General features: G+C 66.0%; 14 protein-coding genes. 1 reads left to right on the top strand and 13 read right to left on the bottom strand.

Annotated features, from left to right (window positions below; all coding sequences use genetic code 11):
• Window positions 1-8 precede the first annotated feature (8 nt).
• The 13 genes from API01S_RS07115 to API01S_RS07055 all read right to left on the bottom strand — a co-directional run bounded on the left by API01S_RS07115 (window position 9) and on the right by API01S_RS07055 (window position 17,932).
• Complete coding sequence (locus API01S_RS07115; RefSeq protein WP_039882776.1) at window positions 9-656, bottom strand: OmpA family protein; 648 nt, start codon at window positions 654-656, stop codon at window positions 9-11.
• 294 nt (window positions 657-950) lie between these two features.
• Complete coding sequence (locus tag API01S_RS07110; RefSeq protein ID WP_050728088.1) at window positions 951-1,559, bottom strand: hypothetical protein; 609 nt, start codon at window positions 1,557-1,559, stop codon at window positions 951-953.
• A 12-nt stretch (window positions 1,560-1,571) separates the two neighbouring features.
• Window positions 1,572-4,709, bottom strand: a complete 3,138-nt coding sequence (locus API01S_RS07105; protein ID WP_050728089.1) for a T6SS effector BTH_I2691 family protein — start codon at window positions 4,707-4,709, stop codon at window positions 1,572-1,574.
• Entirely contained in the window at window positions 4,706-5,629 is a 924-nt protein-coding gene (locus API01S_RS07100) for a DUF4123 domain-containing protein (RefSeq protein WP_050728090.1), read from the bottom strand. Before API01S_RS07100 ends, API01S_RS07105 begins: the two co-directional genes overlap by 4 nt.
• Window positions 5,626-8,334, bottom strand: coding sequence for a type VI secretion system Vgr family protein (locus API01S_RS07095; protein WP_050728091.1), 2,709 nt, complete (start codon window positions 8,332-8,334; stop codon window positions 5,626-5,628). The genes API01S_RS07100 and API01S_RS07095 overlap by 4 nt, the downstream gene beginning before the upstream one ends.
• Before the next feature lie 15 nt (window positions 8,335-8,349).
• A complete protein-coding gene (gene tssH / locus API01S_RS07090; RefSeq protein WP_050728092.1) occupies window positions 8,350-11,046 on the bottom strand; it encodes a type VI secretion system ATPase TssH in 2,697 nt (898 codons plus the stop codon).
• A 25-nt stretch (window positions 11,047-11,071) separates the two neighbouring features.
• Complete coding sequence (tssG, locus tag API01S_RS07085; protein ID WP_061303983.1) at window positions 11,072-12,163, bottom strand: type VI secretion system baseplate subunit TssG; 1,092 nt, start codon at window positions 12,161-12,163, stop codon at window positions 11,072-11,074.
• Complete coding sequence (gene tssF / locus API01S_RS07080; protein ID WP_061303981.1) at window positions 12,127-13,965, bottom strand: type VI secretion system baseplate subunit TssF; 1,839 nt, start codon at window positions 13,963-13,965, stop codon at window positions 12,127-12,129. Before tssF ends, tssG begins: the two co-directional genes overlap by 37 nt.
• Before the next feature lie 50 nt (window positions 13,966-14,015).
• Window positions 14,016-14,501: a type VI secretion system baseplate subunit TssE gene (tssE, locus tag API01S_RS07075; RefSeq protein ID WP_046807641.1), complete on the bottom strand. Its 486-nt coding sequence runs from the start codon at window positions 14,499-14,501 to the stop codon at window positions 14,016-14,018.
• A 67-nt stretch (window positions 14,502-14,568) separates the two neighbouring features.
• Window positions 14,569-15,072: an Hcp family type VI secretion system effector gene (locus API01S_RS07070; RefSeq protein ID WP_006226591.1), complete on the bottom strand. Its 504-nt coding sequence runs from the start codon at window positions 15,070-15,072 to the stop codon at window positions 14,569-14,571.
• Window positions 15,073-15,117: 45 nt separating this feature from the next.
• Window positions 15,118-16,611 (bottom strand): type VI secretion system contractile sheath large subunit, encoded by a 1,494-nt coding sequence (gene tssC, locus API01S_RS07065; RefSeq protein WP_050728095.1) that lies wholly within the window; start codon window positions 16,609-16,611, stop codon window positions 15,118-15,120.
• Window positions 16,604-17,119: a type VI secretion system contractile sheath small subunit gene (gene tssB, locus API01S_RS07060; RefSeq protein ID WP_006226593.1), complete on the bottom strand. Its 516-nt coding sequence runs from the start codon at window positions 17,117-17,119 to the stop codon at window positions 16,604-16,606. The genes tssC and tssB overlap by 8 nt, the downstream gene beginning before the upstream one ends.
• 72 nt (window positions 17,120-17,191) lie before the next feature.
• Complete coding sequence (locus API01S_RS07055; RefSeq protein ID WP_254598550.1) at window positions 17,192-17,932, bottom strand: tetratricopeptide repeat protein; 741 nt, start codon at window positions 17,930-17,932, stop codon at window positions 17,192-17,194.
• A 156-nt stretch (window positions 17,933-18,088) separates the two neighbouring features.
• Between API01S_RS07055 and tssJ the strand changes: the two genes are divergently transcribed.
• Window positions 18,089-18,706 (top strand): type VI secretion system lipoprotein TssJ, encoded by a 618-nt coding sequence (tssJ, locus tag API01S_RS07050; protein ID WP_084802388.1) that lies wholly within the window; start codon window positions 18,089-18,091, stop codon window positions 18,704-18,706.
• Window positions 18,707-18,739 lie beyond the last annotated feature (33 nt).

Here is an 18,739-nt window from a genome sequence, read left to right as displayed (position 1 = left end):
AAAGACCTTTATTGCTTGACGGCGTACAAGTAGATTTCCACGCGCCGGTTCAGCGCGCGCCCTTCGGCGGTCGCATTGTCGCCGATGGGATCGCTGGGTCCGCGCCCTTCGATCGCCAGGCGGGTGGCGGCAACGCCCTGCTTGGCCAGGTAGTCCGTCACGCTCCTTGCTCGGTTGACCGACAAAGTCTGGTTATGGGCCAGCGCACCGGTGCTGTCGGTATGGCCGACCACTTTGGCGCGCAATTCAGGATGCTGATTGAGCGAACGCGCCACGCTGTCCAGCACGGGCAGCAGCGCCGGCTTGAGTTGCGTCTTGTCCGTGTCGAACGACACGCCGCTGGGAATGTTGACCTTCAGGCTGCCATCGGGCATTTCCACCACGTCGATCCCCAACGAGGACGCGCCGGATTGCTGCACATCGTCTTTGACGACCTTCCAGTTGTAGCCCACCAGGCCACCGGCCACCGCGCCAATGCCGGCGCCAATCGCCGCCCCCTTGCCGTGTCCGATCAGCGCGCCCAGGCCGGCGCCCACCGCCGCCCCCGCGCCGGTGCCCACGGCGGTGTTGGTCTGCTGTTGCGTGGCGCAACCGGCCAGCAACGCACCTGCCGCCGCCACCACGGCTATCCGGTTGATCATTGTTCTTGAGTTCATGGCAACCTCCAACTATTGCTCGGTGAGCCGGATGATTCCGGCCTCGACCATGCTAGCAAGGGGATGCGGGGCGACCAGCAACATTTTGTACTGACGGTCGGGGCCACCCGGCCGAACCGCTTTGCACGGACGGATGGCGGGCGCAGCGGCCACGGAACAGTTGGTAACCTTGCGCCCCACCCGCGATGCGGCGGGGCCGGACAATCGGATGCTGCAACGCGGCACGCGGGCGCGATGCGCTTTGGATGACGAAGGTGGCCCGTCCCACAGGCCGCGTCTTTCGCAGCCGGCCCCTCAGCCTCGCTTGCCCAGCAACATCACCACGCCGAACAACGCACCCAGCCCACCCACCACCGCCAGGGACAGCGAAGGCTCACGCTGGTTCAGCGCCATCACGGCCGCCGCCACGCCCAACGCGGCGATGGCGAGGCCCACTAGGCGAGCGCCCGTCGAACCATAGAAGTGCGTACGGCGCGCCGCCTGGGTGCCCGCCGGTTGCCGCTGTTGCCAGGCGACCAGCGCCTGTTCGAACTCGCGCAGCAAACGCTCGCGGCTGGGCAGGTCGACCGCCGCGACCAGCAGCGTGGGCAAGCCCGGGCGGATCAGCTTCAAGTAATCGTCCGTGCCCCAGCTGGCCAGATCGGCAAAGGCCACCGGACCCCGGCGCGAAAACTCCAGGCCATCCGCCGTGACGCGAACCGCATTGCGAGTCGGAAACCCGCGAAACGCGATCAACGGCGGCACCAGCAAGCCCAGCACCGCCAGCACGATCGCCATCATCATCGGCCCGCGATTGAACACGATCAGCATGAAGCTGCTGGCGGCCAGCGCAAACCCCAGGGGCACCGACAACTGATGCCAGCGCGTGTAGACAGCCGCCTTGATGCCTTCATTGCTATTCATGCTTGAACCCTATCAATTCTGTGCTTTCACAAGATTGCTGCCGGCACTGCCCACCGGTAGCGCCCGAACCTCGGGCATGCGCTCGGGATCGGGCCAGAACTCGATCTTGAGGAACGCTTCGGTGAAGATGTCGTCGTCGACCAGCACCTCGGTGCGCAGCGTCGCGTAGCCATTATGAACTTGGAACTGGACCGAATCTTCCCACGGCTTGCCGGTGAATTCGATGGCCTGGCTACGGTCCTTGCGGATCCAGCGCCAAGCGTCGGCCCAGCCCGGGCGAGATTGCAGGCCGTCCACATATTCGTCCACGCTGTCCATCCAGGTCTTCGGATCGGGGCGGCCCGCCACCATCTGCGCCTGCGAGGGGCCACGTGGTTGCAGCTCGGGGTCAGTCGCGCGCGGCGATCCCTTGCTGGACACCACGGCGGTGACGCCCTTGCCGCCCAGCTTCAGGCTATAGGCGTAGTCGCTGCTTGAGGTATAGCCCGGCATGGTCATTTCCAGCACCAGCCGGTCGCGGCCCATCACTTCACCGCTCCAGAAGCCATACCATTGCAGCGAGACGCGCACGCCGAACACCGCGCGGTTGAAATCGTCCAGTTCATCTTCGCGGTTCAGATACAGCTCGCGGCCTGCCACACCTTCGAATTCCGGCGCGCGCATGCAGCAGCGCGTGTACCAGACTTCCAGCTCGCTTTCGGTTGCGCTGTCTCCCCAGAACTTGAAGTACAGGCCGGCCACCAGCAGGCAGAGCCCCAGCGCGATCCAGCCCCACACCGGGATGCCCAGCAGCACCGTGCCGCCGCTGGTCAGGCCCACCATCGCGCCGCCAAAGCCGCCCGCGCCGGCCGCCACGCCCGCCGTGCTGAACGCGCCGCCCACCGCAATGACCGCCGTCGCCACGCCGGTCAGGCTGGACATCAGCAGGAACGCGGAAGACGTGGCGTACGCGCCGCCCGCTTCGTAGTTGTGGACGTCGTACTGATCCTTGGCGTTGAGCGCGTTGTTGGCGCTGTCCACGAAGGTCGCGGCGGTGGCGAACACCGCCCCCGCCGTGCGGAAGGTGGCCAGGCGCATGTTCAAGCGCAGGTTCATCGTGAACGCGGTGTTGGCGCCCACGCGCGCGCCGATTGCGCCCGTGGTGACCTCGATCGCCACGCTGCCCACGCCCAGCACGCCCGTGGTGATGCCGAACCAGGCCTTGCGTTCCTTCTTCGCATCGGCCACGGCCCGCGCCGCGTTCAGCTCGGACACGGACGTGTAGATCGCCACCAGCGCCATCACGCCCGTCGCGCCCGCGTACGACGCATCGCGCGACTTGGCGTACTTGATCAGCCCGGCCATCGGCGACATCGTCGGCGCGGGCAGCGCCAGCATCGGCGGCGGCGCAGGCAGGCCCAGGGGCGGCGCGGCGGTCGGGGCGGGCCTTGCGCCCGCCGTCGAGGCCGCGTTCAACTGCGCATCGACCTCCTGGGGAATGATGTAGCTCACCGTGACCGGCCGCGACGCCTCGGACTGCGTGCCGATCCATGCGGCGCTCATGTGCTGGGATGCGCTGAAACCGCCCCCGATAGTCACCGTAAGCGCCCGGTTGTTCTTCGAATCCCAGATGATTTCGTGCATGTCCGCGATCATGCGCGGCACGGTCGTCGTGTGGGTACGCACCACCAGCACGGTATTCATGCGCGCCGCCAGCGTCATCGTCACCCGCGCGGCGACCCGGTCCGCGATCGGGTCGCGCGCCAGCGTCAGCCGCAACAGCTGGGTCGCCATGAACCGGCCGATCGCAGTGGTCGCCGCGCGTGTCGGCGTCGGCAAGCCCTTCGCGCTGCGCTTCTTGAGCCAGTCGTTGTAGGCCTTGATCATCTTGCGAACCTGCGACACCTGCTTGGCCAGCTTGCCGCGCGCCTCCTTTTGCAGGAAGGCCAGCAGCTCGCCGTCGTTCGAGGCCAGCCCGCGCCAGATCGCCTCGTACAGTCCGTCCTTGTCGTCTTCCTTGAGCGACTCGTCAATGGCCTTGTGCTCGCTATGCACCGCGCCCGCGCCATCCACGCACAGCGCAAGGTCTTCCTCCAGCCGCGCGCCCGCCGCCGCGTCGTTGGGCGAATAGGCCTTCAAGGTCATCCAGAACGCCTCGCGTCCATACCACCACGCCCAGTCCTTGCCCGCGCCTTCGATCAGGTCCTTCATGCGGTCGATGCTGGCGCGGTTGTCGCTGATGGTCTTGGAAACCTTGCCCATGTTGATGCGTTCGTGCATCCGCTTGATCTCGTCGCCCGACGAGTCCATCTGCTTTTCCAGGCCCTGGATGATCTGCGCCACGCCCACCTCGCGCAGCCGCGTCGGATCCATGTGGTGCTCGGCCAGATCGCCCATGCGCTTGTTGCGCCAGGTGGCGATGTCGGCCAGCAGGCCGACCGGGTCCCGCAGCGCCAGCACGATGCCGCCCTTGGGCGTCATCTGGCGCATCTTGACGGCCAACTCGGCGGCCTTGCCGCCAAAGATGGTCACGCCCGGGCTCAAGGTGTTGTTGAACAGCGTGGCCGCGCCCGCCGCGTCGCGAAATTCAATCGAGTGCTCTGCCAGGTTGGCGCCGTCGGCAGTAACGCGATAGCCCGTGTCGGGCCTGGGATGGCCGCCGCCCCAGACGGCGCGCGCATCCAGCTCGACCATGATCTTGCTGCGCCAGCGCTCGTTGCGCGACAGCTCGCGGCGTATGTCGCGCGTCCACCAGACGCGCGAATAGCCGACCCATACCGTGCGCGTGGCATTGGCCGGCGCGTCGACGTTGATCAGCGCCGACTCCAGGCCGTGGCCTTCGCGCGTGCAGGTGAAGGTGGGTTGTTCGGTCGGACGGTTATCGTCGTCCACCGGCACTTCCTTCATCTGACCGGTCGCAGTCGCCGCGAAGGCGCGCCAGCCATAGCTGCGGCGCGGGTCCCACAGGTACACATAGCCCGCCGTGATGGCGCGCAGCATGTAGGCGCCCTGCCGCATGGTTTCGTAATGCAGTTCGGCGTCGGCGTACACGCCGTTGGGCAGATCGTTCTTGCCGCCCGGCACGTAGGCCACCCGCATCGGCAGGATCGGCAACCCCGGCCGGCCGCAGAACTTGCCCTTGCAGGGCAGCGCGTCGTAGTCAGTCGTCATGCTTGTCGATCCTCCCGTGCCTGCGCTTGCCACGCAAACACCTGCCAATCCTCGTCATCCATATCCTGCGCGGCGTTGCGCAGCCGGCCGCCCTCTTCCTGGATCTCGCGCAGCAGCGTCGCAAACGCGGGCGCGCGCTCCAGCGGCGCATCCAGGCGCACGCGCCATGCGGCGAACAGGGCGACGTCTTCGTCGTCCATGCCGCACGCAGCACCCGCGTCCAGCGCGCGGCGTATCGGCTCAAGCAGAGACGGGCCGGATGCAAGCCCGTCTACATTCAGCCGTTGCAGCACCGCATTGATCTGACCCAGCCGCGCCAGTCGTGGCCAATCCGGCGTGGCCGTCTGCATTGGGCCGGGCGCGTCGGGCAGCGCCTGCCAGCGCGCAAAACCGTCAATGCTCATCCACGTCGCGCCCGCGATCCATGACGCTGGCGCGCAACCCGCATACAACTCGCTTTGAAACTGCGTCGTGCGCGGGTCCCAGAACCGCAGGATGCGCATGCGGCCCTGCGCATCGCGCAGCCGCGCACGCAGGATCAAGCGGTCGGCCACTTCCGCCAGGGGCAAGTCCGTGGCCAGCCAGGCCGACATCGAGCGCGCGCGCTTGACCGCCGGCGCGGGGCGCATGGCCTCATCGACCGCCAGCCGGATGCTGGCGTTGATCAGCCGTTCGTGGCGGATTTCGTCGGGCACTTCGACCAGGTACAGGGGCGGTGCGGACGCGCCTTGCGATATCAGGTCAACCGCGCGCCGCGCCAGGCCAGCCGAAGCGAATTCCTCGGCCAAGGGATCGTCCAGCGTGGAGTCGCACAGCAGCAGCACGCGCCGGTTCGGACGGGCGTCCAGCACGGCGCGCAGGCCCGCAATGGCGTGTTCGACAGCGGCGTCGGCGCGCGTAGGCGTCAAGTCCTTCGTCATGCCGCCAGCGCCCCGCTGCCTGCCGCGTCTTCCAGCGCGGCCGCGCAGCCTTCCAGTTCGCCCTGCGGCGCTTGCGCCGGACCGGCTCCGCTTTGCGGTCCCACCCAGTTATGCACACCCGCCTTCAACTCGACCTTGCCGGGCGCGTGCAGCTGTATGCCGCCGCCCTCGATGCGCAGGTAGGCGCCCGCCGCCGTGGCCAGCACCTTCTTCGATGCCGTCACATCGACCGCCCCCTGCGCCGACACCAGCGTCACCGCTTTCTCGGCGATCAGGCGCATGCGCGCCTTCTGGCTTTGCAGGCGCAGCTTGCCGCCCGCCGCATGCAGCCGGATGCCCTGTTCCTGCACCGCCCGGCCGTTGCCGCCCAGGCCCTTGGTGAACAGCACCACGCCCTGCGCCACGCAGACGGCCAGATTCGCGCCCGCCGCCCAATTCACGTCCGGCGCCACCTGGCACAGCGTCGCGCCCGCCACCATGTAGGCGTTGCGCGGCGTGTACTGGCCGATGCCCTTGGGCGCGCTGACCTGGATGTGCGGCTGCGTGTAGGCCGGCACGCTCACGTCCTGTTCGGCCTCTGCGCCTTCGATGATCTTGCGCACCGCGTCCAGCTCCGCCAGCGCGCGCGTCTTGTCGGCATCGCCGGGCAAGGCGGCTTCCTGGCGCGCCGCCGCGCCGGACAGTTCGCCCGCCTGTTCGATGGACTTTTCCATCTGCGCGATGGCCTCTTCGCTATCGAGCATGCCGCCCGTCGCCCCTTCGCGCTTGTCGGCGCTGATCAGCAACCCTTCGCCCGCGCGGAGCGCCAGGGCCTCGCTTGTCGCCAGTTCGGCGCCATGGCCCAGGTCCGACAGCCGCTCGTTGTCGCGCTGCTGCTTCAGATGGCCCAGGCTCAGGCGGGCGTCCGCCTGCGTGGTCGAAGCCATCAGCCGCGACTGACCCGGCGTATCGTCCTGCACCAGTTGGTTGTAGCCGCCCATGCCCTGGCCGCTTTGCGCCAGCGCCTGAGTCTTGAAGCCGGACATCACGACGTTGTGTGCATGGCCTTCCTGCGTGCCCGCAAACCAGGTGGGCGCGTTGCCCGTCGCCTTGGCCGCGCCGCCCTGCACCTGATTGTTGGCGGCGTTTTCCGCGCCCGCGCCGTTGTACAAGGCACCCACCACGACGGGGCGGTCGATATCACCATGCAGGAACTGCACCAGCACTTCCTGACCCAGCCGGGGAATGAAATGCCCGCCCCAATCCGCGCCCGCCACCGGCTCGGCCACGCGCACCCAGGTGCCCAGCGCTTCCGAGGCAGGCGCGTTGTCCTCGCCTGCGGGATGCGCCTGCCGATTGCTGGACGCGCTGCCGCGCTGCCAATGGAATTGAATCTTGATGCGGTGATCGCGGTCGGTATGGACCGGGTCCTGCGCGCCCACGACCAGCGCCGTCTGCGCGCCATGCACCGTGGGCCGTGGATGCAGCCGCGCGCCGTGGCCGTCGCGCGTGCGGGGCCGGTACTCCAGCGTGGCGGCAATCGCCTCGAAACGATTGCGATAGAAGTCCGTGTCGCCCTCTGCCGCTTTCTGCGCCGGGTCTGCCGCGCCCAAGGCCGCCGCGACCGCTTGCCCCAGGCTTTCGTCGAAGTTGTTGCGCGCCTCGTGCTCGATACGCAGCACCACGAAATCGCTGCCTTCGCCCTGCGACGGCGCCCAATGCCCTGTCAGGGTAAAGCGCTGCCCCGGCGCCAGCGTACGCACGGTGCCATCGCCTTCATACAGCGACTGCCCCACGCGCTGCGCGGCCAACGCGTTATGCGCCAGCCGATCGCCCTGGCCGCTGTCTTCGAACAGGTACTGGCCCGGGTAATCGGCATCGGCCAGCTCCAGCGCATTGGGCAGCTTGTCATCGACCTGCGCGCTGACCTGCCGCGCCTGCATCGCGCGATAGTCCCAGGTGGCAAGCCGCAACGCGTTCGTGCGCCACGCCCGCCGCTGGCGCCACCCCTGAATCGTGTCCTCGGTTTCGGTGGCGTCGGCGCGCTGGAATTTCACGCTGTCCTGCGGGCCGCTTTCGAACGCGCCGTTATGGTCGGCGATGACGACGGTGTGCGTGCCCGGCGCGCCATCGCCCGCTTCGTGCTCGACCCAATAGAACAGCCCTTCTTCGGCCAACAGCCGTTCGACGAAGGCGTAGTCGGTTTCGCGGTATTGAATGGTCAGGCTGCGCTTGGCGTAGACGTCCCGGTCTTTCAGTTCCCAGCGCCATTGGGCCGCCACCGCGCCCTGGCCGCTGTAGTCGCCAAAGACGCTGTCAACGATGTCGATCACCGACTGATCCTGAAACGCAAAGCTGTCGCGCCGTTGGCGCAGCAAGGCCAGCCACGGTTCCATGCGCAAGCGATAGCGAGCGAAGCCGCCGTTGGCGCCCTCGAAGCGCGCCTCGGACACCAGCCCGCACCACACCCTGCGTTCGTCGCGCCCCAAAGCCGTCTGCAAGCTCAACTGCACCGGTTGGCCGATGAGCGACTTCAAGGCGATATGGGCGTCGTCCGACAGCGCATCCACCTCCAAAGCGAACGCGCCGTCACTCAGTTGCTCGCTGCCGCAAAGGCGCTCGGCCAGCAGCTTGTCCGGCCCCAGCGGCGTGACCAGATCCAGCAGGCGGTCGGCCTGCGTGAAGCCGGCGGCAAGCGGGCTGGCGGCGGCGATTTCCAGAGCCATGTCAGCGTCTCCCGATCAGCTCATGCGAAAACGGAAGTCGCCATTCTTGCCCGCGCCCACGCGGATCTTGGCAATGGCTTCGCCCTGCGCCATGCGGCCCAGCACCTGCTCGGCAATCTCGGGCAGCAGCGCTCCGTTCAGGATGTGGTCCACGTTGCGCGCGCCGGTATCCACCTCGGTGCAGCGCGCCAGCACGGCCTCGACCAGGGCGTCGTCCCATTCGAACACCGCGCGGTGCGTGGCCTGCACGCGGCGCGCGATGCGCGCGAGCTTCAGCCCGATGATGTGCGCCAACGCGTCGTCGTCCACCGGGAAATAAGGAATGGTCTTCATGCGGCCCAGGAACGCCGGCTTGAACGCCTTGTACAGTTGCGGCGCCAGCAGCTCGGTCAATTGATCCGGCGTCGGTCGCTCTGCGGCTGGCTTGTTCAGGCAGGTCTGCATGATCGTGCTGGACCCCACGTTGGACGTGAGGATGATGAGCGTGTTGCGAAAATCGATCTCGCGCCCTTCAGCGTCGTCCATCACGCCCTTGTCGAACACCTGGAAGAACATCTCCAGCACGTCCGGGTGCGCCTTCTCGATTTCATCCAGCAGCACCACGCTATAAGGTTGGCGCCGCACCGCTTCGGTCAGCACGCCGCCTTCGCCATAACCCACGTAGCCGGGCGGCGAACCCTTCAAACCCGAAATGCTGTGGGCCTCCTGGTATTCGCTCATGTTGATCGTGATCAGCTTGCGTTCGCCGCCGTAAAGGATGTCAGCCAGCGCCAGCGCCGTTTCGGTCTTGCCCACGCCCGACGGCCCGACGAACAGGAACACGCCCTTGGGCTTGTCCGGGTCTTCCAGGCCCGCGCGCGCCGTGCGCACCCGCTGCGCAATGGCATGCAGCGCGTGATCCTGGCCGATCACCCGTTCCGCCAGCATGGGCTGCAACTGCAACACGGTGCGGATCTCGTCATTGACCATGCGGCCCAGCGGAATGCCCGTCCATGCCGAAATGATTTCCGCCACGATCTGTCCATCGACGCAGGCCGGCACCAGCGGCTGTTCGCCCTGCAACGCGCGCAGTTCGTCCATCAAGCCTGCCAGGCGCTGCTGCTCCGGCGTCAGCGCGGGCGCGGCCGCCTTGCGGCGCGACGAGGACGGCGCGGCGCTGTCAGCAGCCGGCGCGTCCTGGCCTTGTTCCTCCAACTCCGCGCGCAGCGCGTGGATCCGCTCCACCAATTGCGTCTCGGCCTGATGGCGCTCCTGTGCGTCCGTCAGCGCCTGTTCCACGGCGGCAATCTCCGTGTCCAGCTCGGCAAGACGCGCTTGCGGCGCGCCCGCTGCGGCCTCGCGGCGCAACGCCGCCTGCTCGGTGCGCAAGCGCGTCAGGCGGTGACGCGCATCGTCGATCAGCGCGGGCGTGGCGCTGCGGCCCAACGCCACGCGGGCGCAGGCCGTATCCAGCACGCTCACCGCCTTGTCCGGCAACTGGCGGCCGGTGATGTAGCGATGCGACAGGCGGGCCGCCGCGCTGATGGCTTCGTCCAGGATGCGCACGCCGAAATGCCGCTCCATCAGCGGCGCCATGCCGCGCAGCATGGAGGCGGCCAGCGCTTCGTCCGGCTCCTCGACCTTCACGACCTGAAAGCGCCGGGCCAGCGCCGCGTCCTTCTCGAAGTACTTCTTGTATTCGCTCCAGGTCGTGGCGGCGATCGTGCGCAGCTCGCCGCGCGCCAGCGCCGGCTTGAGCAGGTTGGCCGCATCGTTCTGGCCCGCCTGCCCGCCCGCGCCGATCATCGTGTGCGCCTCGTCGATGAACAGGATGATGGGCGACGGGCTTTTCTTGACCTCGTCGATCACATTCTTTAGCCGGTTCTCGAATTCGCCCTTGACGCTGGCGCCGGCCTGCAACAAGCCCATGTCCAGCACGCGCAGGGCAACGTCGGCCAAGGCGGGCGGCACGTCGCCCGCCACGATGCGCAGCGCCAGCCCTTCCACCACGGCGGTCTTGCCCACGCCCGCCTCGCCGGTCAGGATGGGATTGTTCTGCCGCCGCCGCGTCAGGATGTCGATCATCTGCCGGATTTCGGCATCGCGCCCGATCACGGGATCGATCTTGCCTTCGCGCGCGCGTTCGGTCAGGTTGGCGGTGTACTGGTCCAGCGCGGGCGAGGCCGACAGGCCCGGCGCGGGTTGATCACCGTCTTGCCCCGACGGCGCGCCGTCCGCAAAACCTACCGCCTGCCCCGCCTCTTCCGACCCCTCGATCAGCGCCGCGAAGTCATGCTTCAAGGCATCCAGGCGGAACGATTCGAACAAGGGCGAACCCCGGCGCGCCAATTGCGCCAGGTCCGGCTCGGTCAGCAAGGCCAGCAGCAAATGGCCGGAGCGGATGCGCGTGGTCTGGGTGTCCAGCGACGCGATCAACCACGCGTGTTCGAACAGCTTGGGCAGATGCGCCGAGAACACCGGCGTGCGCGTATTGCCGTTCTTGAACCGGCCGATCTCGGCCTTCAGGTCGGTTTCCAGCGCGTCGGTCGGAATGTGGCAGCGCCGCGCGATGATGGCCAGGTCGCTGGCCGGCTTTTCCAGCAGCGCCAGGAACAGGTGCTCCAGATCCACTTCGTAATGGCCTTGCGCCATGCACAGGCTGGCCGCGCGTTCGGCGGCCTGGCGGCAGGTCTGGTTCAGCTTCCCGATCAGGGTTTTCAACGGAGTGGCCATGGATCTGTTTTTCTAGGTCGGTGGATCAGTGAATCGTGTGCAGCTCGTAGCTGGCGTCGTCGCGGTCGCTTGCGGCCGGCTCGGTGGACAGGAACGAATTCCAGCCCAGCCGCACGTCGCCGCCCGCACCCAGTTGGCTGGGTCCGATGCTGTCGCGCGCCAGCACCAGCCGCACTTCATACTCGAAGGTCATGCCGCCAAACATCGTCAGCAGCTTTTCCAGGGCCTGGGCGCGCTCGCCGCCAGGCAGGAAGTCGGAAAACGCCTGGCGCGACAAGGGGCCGATCCACAGGCGGATACGCAGGTCGCGCTGCCAGATGCGGTCGCCCGCCAGCGCCGATACGCCCAGCACCGCGCCGGGCCCGCCCAGCTGCGTGCGGTTCTGCGGGGGCACGTCATACCAACGGCCCACGAATTGCTCCACGCGCAGCGGCACGCCGAAGTAGTCCTGCAACACGCGCTGCAAGTACGGCGCGGACACGGGACGCTGGCGCGCGGCCGCCGCGTAGTGGGCGACGGATTCATCGAACACGCGGCCAGCGCCGTTGTGCAGGCGATCGCGCAGCGCCGGATGGCCGATGCCGCCCAGCGCCAGCAGCAGCGGCAGGAAGTGATGGTCTTGCTCGGTCTCGTGCCGCAATGGCATGCGGTACTTTTTCCAGGCTGCATAGAACAAGGCCGCCGCGCGATTGGAAAAGATATCGAAAAAGGCGCGCGCGCCCCGGTCACGGCGCAGGCTTTCGCGCGTGGCCAGCATCTCGGAATAATGCAGCGGCAGCGCGCCCTGCGCGCCCAGCAGCCCGAAGAACGCGGGCGTCACGTCCACGCGGCCCAGCCGCCCTTCGGACACCGCCGCGCGGCGCGACGCTTCATCGGTCAGCGCCTCGCCGTCCTTGTCATACGCCACGGCGTCGACGATTTCGCTGGGTGGAAAACCCAGGCCCGGCGAATTGGGAAAGCGCAGATGCACGGGCACGGTATGCCGCGTGCCGCCGCGCTCCTGGCGCGCAAAGCACTGCTCCAGCAGGCGCACCGCCTGGAAAAACTTGAAGCGCTGCGGCTCTGCCAGCAGCGCATCCATCACGCTAGGATGGCGTCGCCGTTGCATGGGGAGCATCGTAGTAGTTCCTCTGCGCCACGGCGCGACAGCACAACCAGTTGCACGAAGCTGTTGGCGTGCACGTACAGGCCGAAGAATCGGTTGATCACGGCCACGAAGGTGTGCAGGCTGGTGCCCACGAAATGGTCTTCGTTGACCGTCAGGCGGATTTCAATGCCGCGCACGAAAGTGGCGAACGGTTCGCCCGGCATCCAGTGCGTGGCGGGCTTGTAGTCCAGGCCGACCAGGCCTTCGATCTGGCGCGCGGCCACCGCCGAACCGGACAGGTCGTACAGGCGCAGCGTTTCCTTGAGCGCAGGCAGGCCGCTTTGCACCAGCGACAGATGGTTCAGCGCCAGATGCGAGATCAAGCGCCAATGGGCCGCGCGCCCCTGCTGGAAGCGGTGCGAATGCGTGGGGCGGCGCAGCATGCGGATTGCGCGCGCCACCGTGCCGCCTTCCATGAACAGGTCGCCGCCCGACTGCCCCACCGCAATCTGCGAAGGCAGGTCGCGATTGGTGCAGGTCAGGTCCAGGCTCAACGTTTCGGTTTGCGGAATCGACGGATCGAAGTCGATATCCACAATGGATATCTCGGTCTCGTAGCCGGGGCTGCGCTGCGCCATCGCGGCGTCGCGGCGCATCGTCCAGTAATGTCCCGCCGACTCGGGCGACTCGCCATGATGCAGCGAGTAGAACGGGCGGAAGTCCACCACCGCATCGCCCTGTGCGTTCTGCCGCACCTGGCGCACGCGGTCGATGGAATAGACCTCATAGCCGTAAGCCCGGCGCGCGTCCGCCACCACCGGGTACGAGGCCGACGCATGGGTCACGCGGATCGGGTCGGCGCGCTGCGTGAACAGGTTCACCACCGGCGTGCAGCCCAGGCGCAGGTTGTCCGCCGTGATCGACTCCAGCAGGCGCGCCGTATTGGAATCGGCGCGCACGCCGATGACCGGCAGGTGCAGCGTGAACTGGCGCACGGTGCCCAGATACGGGCGCAGCGCGGCCAGGTCGATATCAACGAAATTGAACTTCTCGGAGAACACGAAGTATTCGGCAAGCAGACGGTACGCGGGATGCGAGCTGGCCGGAAAATCAATCAGCGCGTCCTCTTCGGCCAGGCCCACCTGGGCCAGCGGAATCGTGGGCAAGCGGTCCCAGCGGCCCGGTTGCAGCTCGACGTAGGCAGCCGCCGCGCGCAGGAACAGAGCATCGCGCAGCGCCGCGACGAAAGACGGTTCGCCGTGCAGGTACACACGCAGCTTGTCCAGTCCCGGCATGCCGAAATGCTGGTTTTCACCCTGGCATCCCAGCGTGATCGCAAAGCGGCCGGTGACGCCGGCCGGCAGCTTGGCGGTGGCCGGTGCGTTGGCGCTGGAAAAGTACCCGGCGCGCTGCACCTCGATAGGCGCCAGGCTCACGTCGTAAGCCGTGCGGAAGCGGCACGCCACGCCGCGCACCGGATGCGATTTCAATTCGGTGCCGCGCGCAACGCGCACCGCCGCCGACAACTGCGCGCCCGCGCCGCCCAGATCGAACTGCGCCACGCTGCAAGACGGAAACGGCCGCAGGTAATGCGGGTACATCACCTCGAACAGCGCTTCGGTGAATTCAGGGTAATCGTCGTCCAGCTTCTTGTTGATGCGGGCGCTCAACAACGCGAACGACTCGATCATGCGTTCGACGTGCGGGTCTTCGCAGGTTTCGCCCGACAGCCCGAGCCGCGCCGCGATCTTCGGATACTGCTGCGCAAAATCGCGCGACGACGTCCGCAAGAACCCAAGTTCGCGCTCGTAATAAGGCAGCAATTCTTCCATTGTTGTCTTTCCTTCCAGCGCGCTGGTGCACCTGCACTACCAATTGAATATCAGACCGTGGCGGGGGTCTTGGCCCAGCCACGGGTCACGGAATACTGCAACGTCGACGGCTGCAAGGTGGCGTCGAACGTCACGGGTTCATGGGCGGGTCCCACGTCCAGCATCGCCGTGATGGCGAAATACAGCACCGAGGTCGCCCTGCTATCCACTTGCAGCATCACGCGGACGTGGGTCAGCCGTGGCTCGTGCCGCGCAATCGCCTGCTCCAGCGAACGGCAGATGAACTCGCGGTCGTAATGGCTGGCCAGGCTGAGTCCCGAAAAATCCGATAGCCCGTAGGTCAGGAGCGAACGCTGGCAATTCGGATAACGCCGCAGGTCTTCCTCGGTGAACACCATGCGGGTGTTCAGCAGCGCTTCGATATCGCGCGCCACCGTTTCCTTCATTTCCTCGATCGACAGGCGTCGAAGCGCGTAGGGCGATTGCCCCTCGCCTTCGAACAGCTTGTCGAACAGGCTCGGTTCGAATCCTTTCATCGGGGCCCCAAATAAAAAAAGACGGCGACCCGGCTCGGGCCGCGGTCTTTTACCTGCCGGACCGCAATCAGACCGAGTAGGTCTTGTCGTTCTTGGTCAGGCTCCAGGCGCCTTGTGCGTTACCGCCCTGATTGCCGCCCACCTTCTGCTGCGTGTACTTCCATTGCACGGCGGCGTACTTCAGCGAGAACGATTCGTGCGGCAGCCCTTCGGCGACCACTTCGGGCGCGACGCGCGCGATGATCACGTACTTGAGCTTGATTTCCAGGTACTTGACGCGGTTGCCTTCGCCATCGGCGCGCAGGAAATCGATGGTGACTTCGTCAAACGTGGTGCCGCCCGAGGCGTGCTGGTACAGCAGCGGGCTGACCACGTCCAGGTCCTTGGTGAAGACCATTTCGCCATGTTCGGTACGTTCGGCGGTATGGCCACCCGAGGTCGAGGCAGTAGCGGAGCGCGGCTGGATGATCTCGTGACGCCACGAGCTGACTTCGATCCAATCCGGGTGGTCCTTGTCTTGCGATTCGCCCTTGAGCGCCGGATTGCCGAACTTGACGTAGATGTCCTTCATTGTTGTAAACCTCTTTGAATGGATGAGTTGTCAGTGCAACGACGATCAGGATTTCTGAGCCTGCGCCGGCAATTCGGCAACCAGGCGCAACGAGATCGAGAGTTCGTCAAGCTGGAAGTGCGGCCGCAGAAACGCCACGGCCCGAAAGACGCCGGGACGTCCAGGCACCTCGGCCACCTGCACCGAGGCTTCACGCAGCGGAAACTGCGCTTTTTGCTCCTGCGTCGCGTTGTCGTCCAGCAGCACGTACTGCGACACCCAGCGATTCAGGAAACTTTCCACGGACTGCGCCGACGCGAAGCTGCCGATCTTGTCGCGCATCATCGCTTTCAGGTAGTGCGCCACGCGCGATACCGAAAAGATGTATTGCAACTGCGCCGACAACACCGCATTCGCGTTGGCGCTGTCCGTGTTGTATTTCTTTGCCTTCTGCACCGACTGGGCGCCGAAGAAGGCCGCGTAATCCGAGTTCTTGCAATGCACCAGCGGGATCAGGCCCTGGTCGCTCAATTCCTTTTCACGACGGTCGGTGATGGCGATTTCGGTCGGGCACTTGAGCGCGATTTCGCCGTCGTCCGTCTTGAAGGTGTGGGTCGGCAGGTTCTCGACCAGGCCACCGCCTTCCACGCCACGGATCGCCGCGCACCAGCCGAAGTCGGCAAAGGCGGCCGTCAGGCGGGCGCCGAACGCCCACGCTGCGTTGCACCAGAGGTACTTGGAATGGTCGGTGCCATCGACGTCTTCGACGAAGTTGAAGCCTTCGACCGTCGTGCCTTCCACGGGGTCGTAGGGCAGCCGGCCCAGGAAGCGCGGCATGGTCAGGCCCACGTAGCGCGAATCTTCGGAGTCGCGGAAGCTGCGCCACTTGGTGTATTCCACCGTGTCGAACACCTTGGCCAGGTCGCGCGGGCGACCCAGGTCAGCAAAGCTGTCCAGCCCCAGCAGTTCGGGCGACGCCGACGCGATGAACGGCGCATGCGAGGCGGCCGCCACGTGCGACATCTGCTCGATGAAGTACATGTCTTCGGGCTGGCGCGTGATCTCGAAGTTGCCCAGCAGCGCGCCGAAGGGCGCACCGCCGAAAGTGCCGAATTCTTCTTCGTAGACCTTCTTGAACATCAAACTTTGATCGAAGTCGATCGCGGTCTGGAAGTCACGAACCAGGTCGCGCTTGGTGGTGTTCAACACCTTGATCTTGAGCATCGGGCTGGTGTCGGTCTCCTGGCACAAGTAGTGCAGGCCGCGCCAGGTGCTTTCCAGCTTCTGGAATTCGGGCGCGTGCATCACCTCGCTCAGTTGCGCCGAGATCAGGCGGTCCAGCTCGGCAACGCGCGCGTCCAGCATGGCGGACAGGTTGTCGGATACGACGACGGTGCCCTTCATGACTTCGCGCACCAGCTCGCCGATGATGTCCTTGGCGCGGTCGTGCTCGGCGGTGGACTTGGCCACGCGGCTTTGCTCGACGATCTGATCGAGCAGCCCGCTTTGCGCTTCGGCGGCGGCGGCGCCCGTGTTTTGTGCGGCGGCGGAATTACTCATTGCGGCCTCCCTTGTCGGTCTCGCTGGTCAGCTGTTGCAGTTTTTCCGTGCTGGTCAGCACTTCACCCAGCAGGTCTTCAAGCTTGTCGTTGCCGGCAAGCTTGTTGCGCAGGTCGGCCAGCTTGGTACGGATGTCCAGCAGCTCGCGCAGCGGATCGACCTGCTGCACGACGGCTTCCGGGCGGAAGTCTTCGATGGAACGGAACTTCAGATCCACGCCGAACGTGCCGCCCTCTTCGGTCAGGCTGTTCTTGACGCGGTACGCGGCGCGCGGCTCCAGCCCGCGCATCACGTCGTCGAAATTGTCGACGTCGATGTTGACGAACTTGCGGTCCTTCAGGCGCGGCAGTTCCGCTTCGGACTGCGCGCTGAAATCACCAACCACCCCCACCACGAACGGCAGTTCCTTCTGTTCGATGGCGTCGCCCTTCTCTACGTCGTAGGTGAGCTGAACGCGCGGCGGACGGACTTTCTGGAGTCGTTTCTGAACGCTTTCTTTCTTGGCCATGGAAGGCTCCGTGCAAAGGATCTTGTCTATCGGTCAGCCGTAAGCCGCATGCGGCGGCGCACGATGAGGCGGTTACTTGGTAAGCAGGTCGCCGAACGGATTCGGCGCGCGGTTGGGCTGCTGGGCGGGCGCTGTCGTGCTGGGTTGCGTGGCGGGTTGGCGCGATGGTTGCGTGGCGGGCTGCGCCGAGGGCTGGCCCACGGGCGCGGCCCCTGGCGTAGCGGCTTGCGCGGCAGGCGAAGTGACGGTTGCTCCGGCGGCAGGCGATCCTGCGGCGGGCGAACCCGCAGCGGGAGCAACCGGCGCGACCGGCTCCGTGCGGCGCGGTTGGCGCGGACGGGGCGGCGGACGGCGGCCTTCGGGGAACAGCACGTCCTGCCCCAGCGTCTCGCGCATGGAGGCAGCCAGCGCCACGGCGTCGGCGCGCGCGTTGCCGGCCAAGAGCGCGTCAGCGCGCAGATCGGCCAGCGACTGCATCGCCACGCGCAGCCCGCCCACGGCGCGCACGGTCTTGGCCACGAAATCCTCGGGATTGCGGCTCAAGGTTTCATCGGCGGCCACGATGGCCTGGCCATATTGCTGTTCGTCAAAACGAATCTTGGCGATGTAGGACCACGGCTCGCCCTTGGTCGGATTGCGTTGGGCGATCTCTTCAAACTGCGCGACGGCCTGGTCCGCGCCCTTCTGCTCCAGCGTCTTTTCCGCTGCGGCCATGGACTGTTTGTATTCCGCTTCCGACTGCGGTTTGACCGACGCACAACCGGCCATCAAAGCGACGACACCGGCGACTACGACGAGGCGGGAAAAGGGCATTTTTTAAGCACCTAGCAGGGTTGTAACTAGGGGCCGTATTTCAACAACCTTTTGTTAGTACAGCGCTACAGCGCGTGTCTTCATGTTACTTGCGTCGAAACTGCACGCAACGTGCCGCGATCTGTATTGCTTCACACACTTCCGGTATAAAGGGCCATGTCCAAACATATCCATTTATCACGTTTGTTCGCAGCGGCGGCTTGCGCGCTGGCAAGCACCGCCATCACTGGATGTGCAGCGGTTTCAGCCATCGGAGCGGTGGCGGGTCTGACCGGAAATGCGATGGAGATGGCGGGCCTGAAAAAGCAGGAAAACGCGCCTGTGGAAGTGAAATTAGCGATTCATGCCGGAGAAAATTTGAACGCAAGCACGGGGCAAGCGATGGCTGTAGTTACAAAAATATACTACCTGAAGAATCCCGAACAATTCCAACGTGCGCCGCTCACGCAATTGATAGACACTGGGCAAGAGAAAGCCACGCTGGGGGAAACCGTGCTGGGCTCACGCGAGCTAACGCTCACACCGGGACAGCGCGTCGAGACCATTGAAAAAGTCCCCAAGCAAGCGGAGTACATCGCGGTCGCCGGCCTGTTCTACGCGCCGGCGCCGATGCGTTGGAAGTACGTATTCAAAGTCGAGGACGTAGAAGACAGTGGCATCGTCCTGGGCGCGCACGCCTGCGCGCTGACGGTTGCCACGGGCAAACCCACGTTGCCGGCAGGCATACCACCCTACGACCCCGCGCGCCTGTCAGGCGTGCAGTGTCCCGGTTGACGCGCAACGCGCGATTGCCCGCCCTTCTATATA

This window comes from Achromobacter piechaudii NBRC 102461, from assembly GCF_001571245.1.
In the GTDB taxonomy this organism is placed as follows: Bacteria; Pseudomonadota; Gammaproteobacteria; order Burkholderiales; family Burkholderiaceae_B; genus Achromobacter; species Achromobacter piechaudii.
This window is presented reverse-complemented; position numbering and strand designations above follow the sequence as displayed.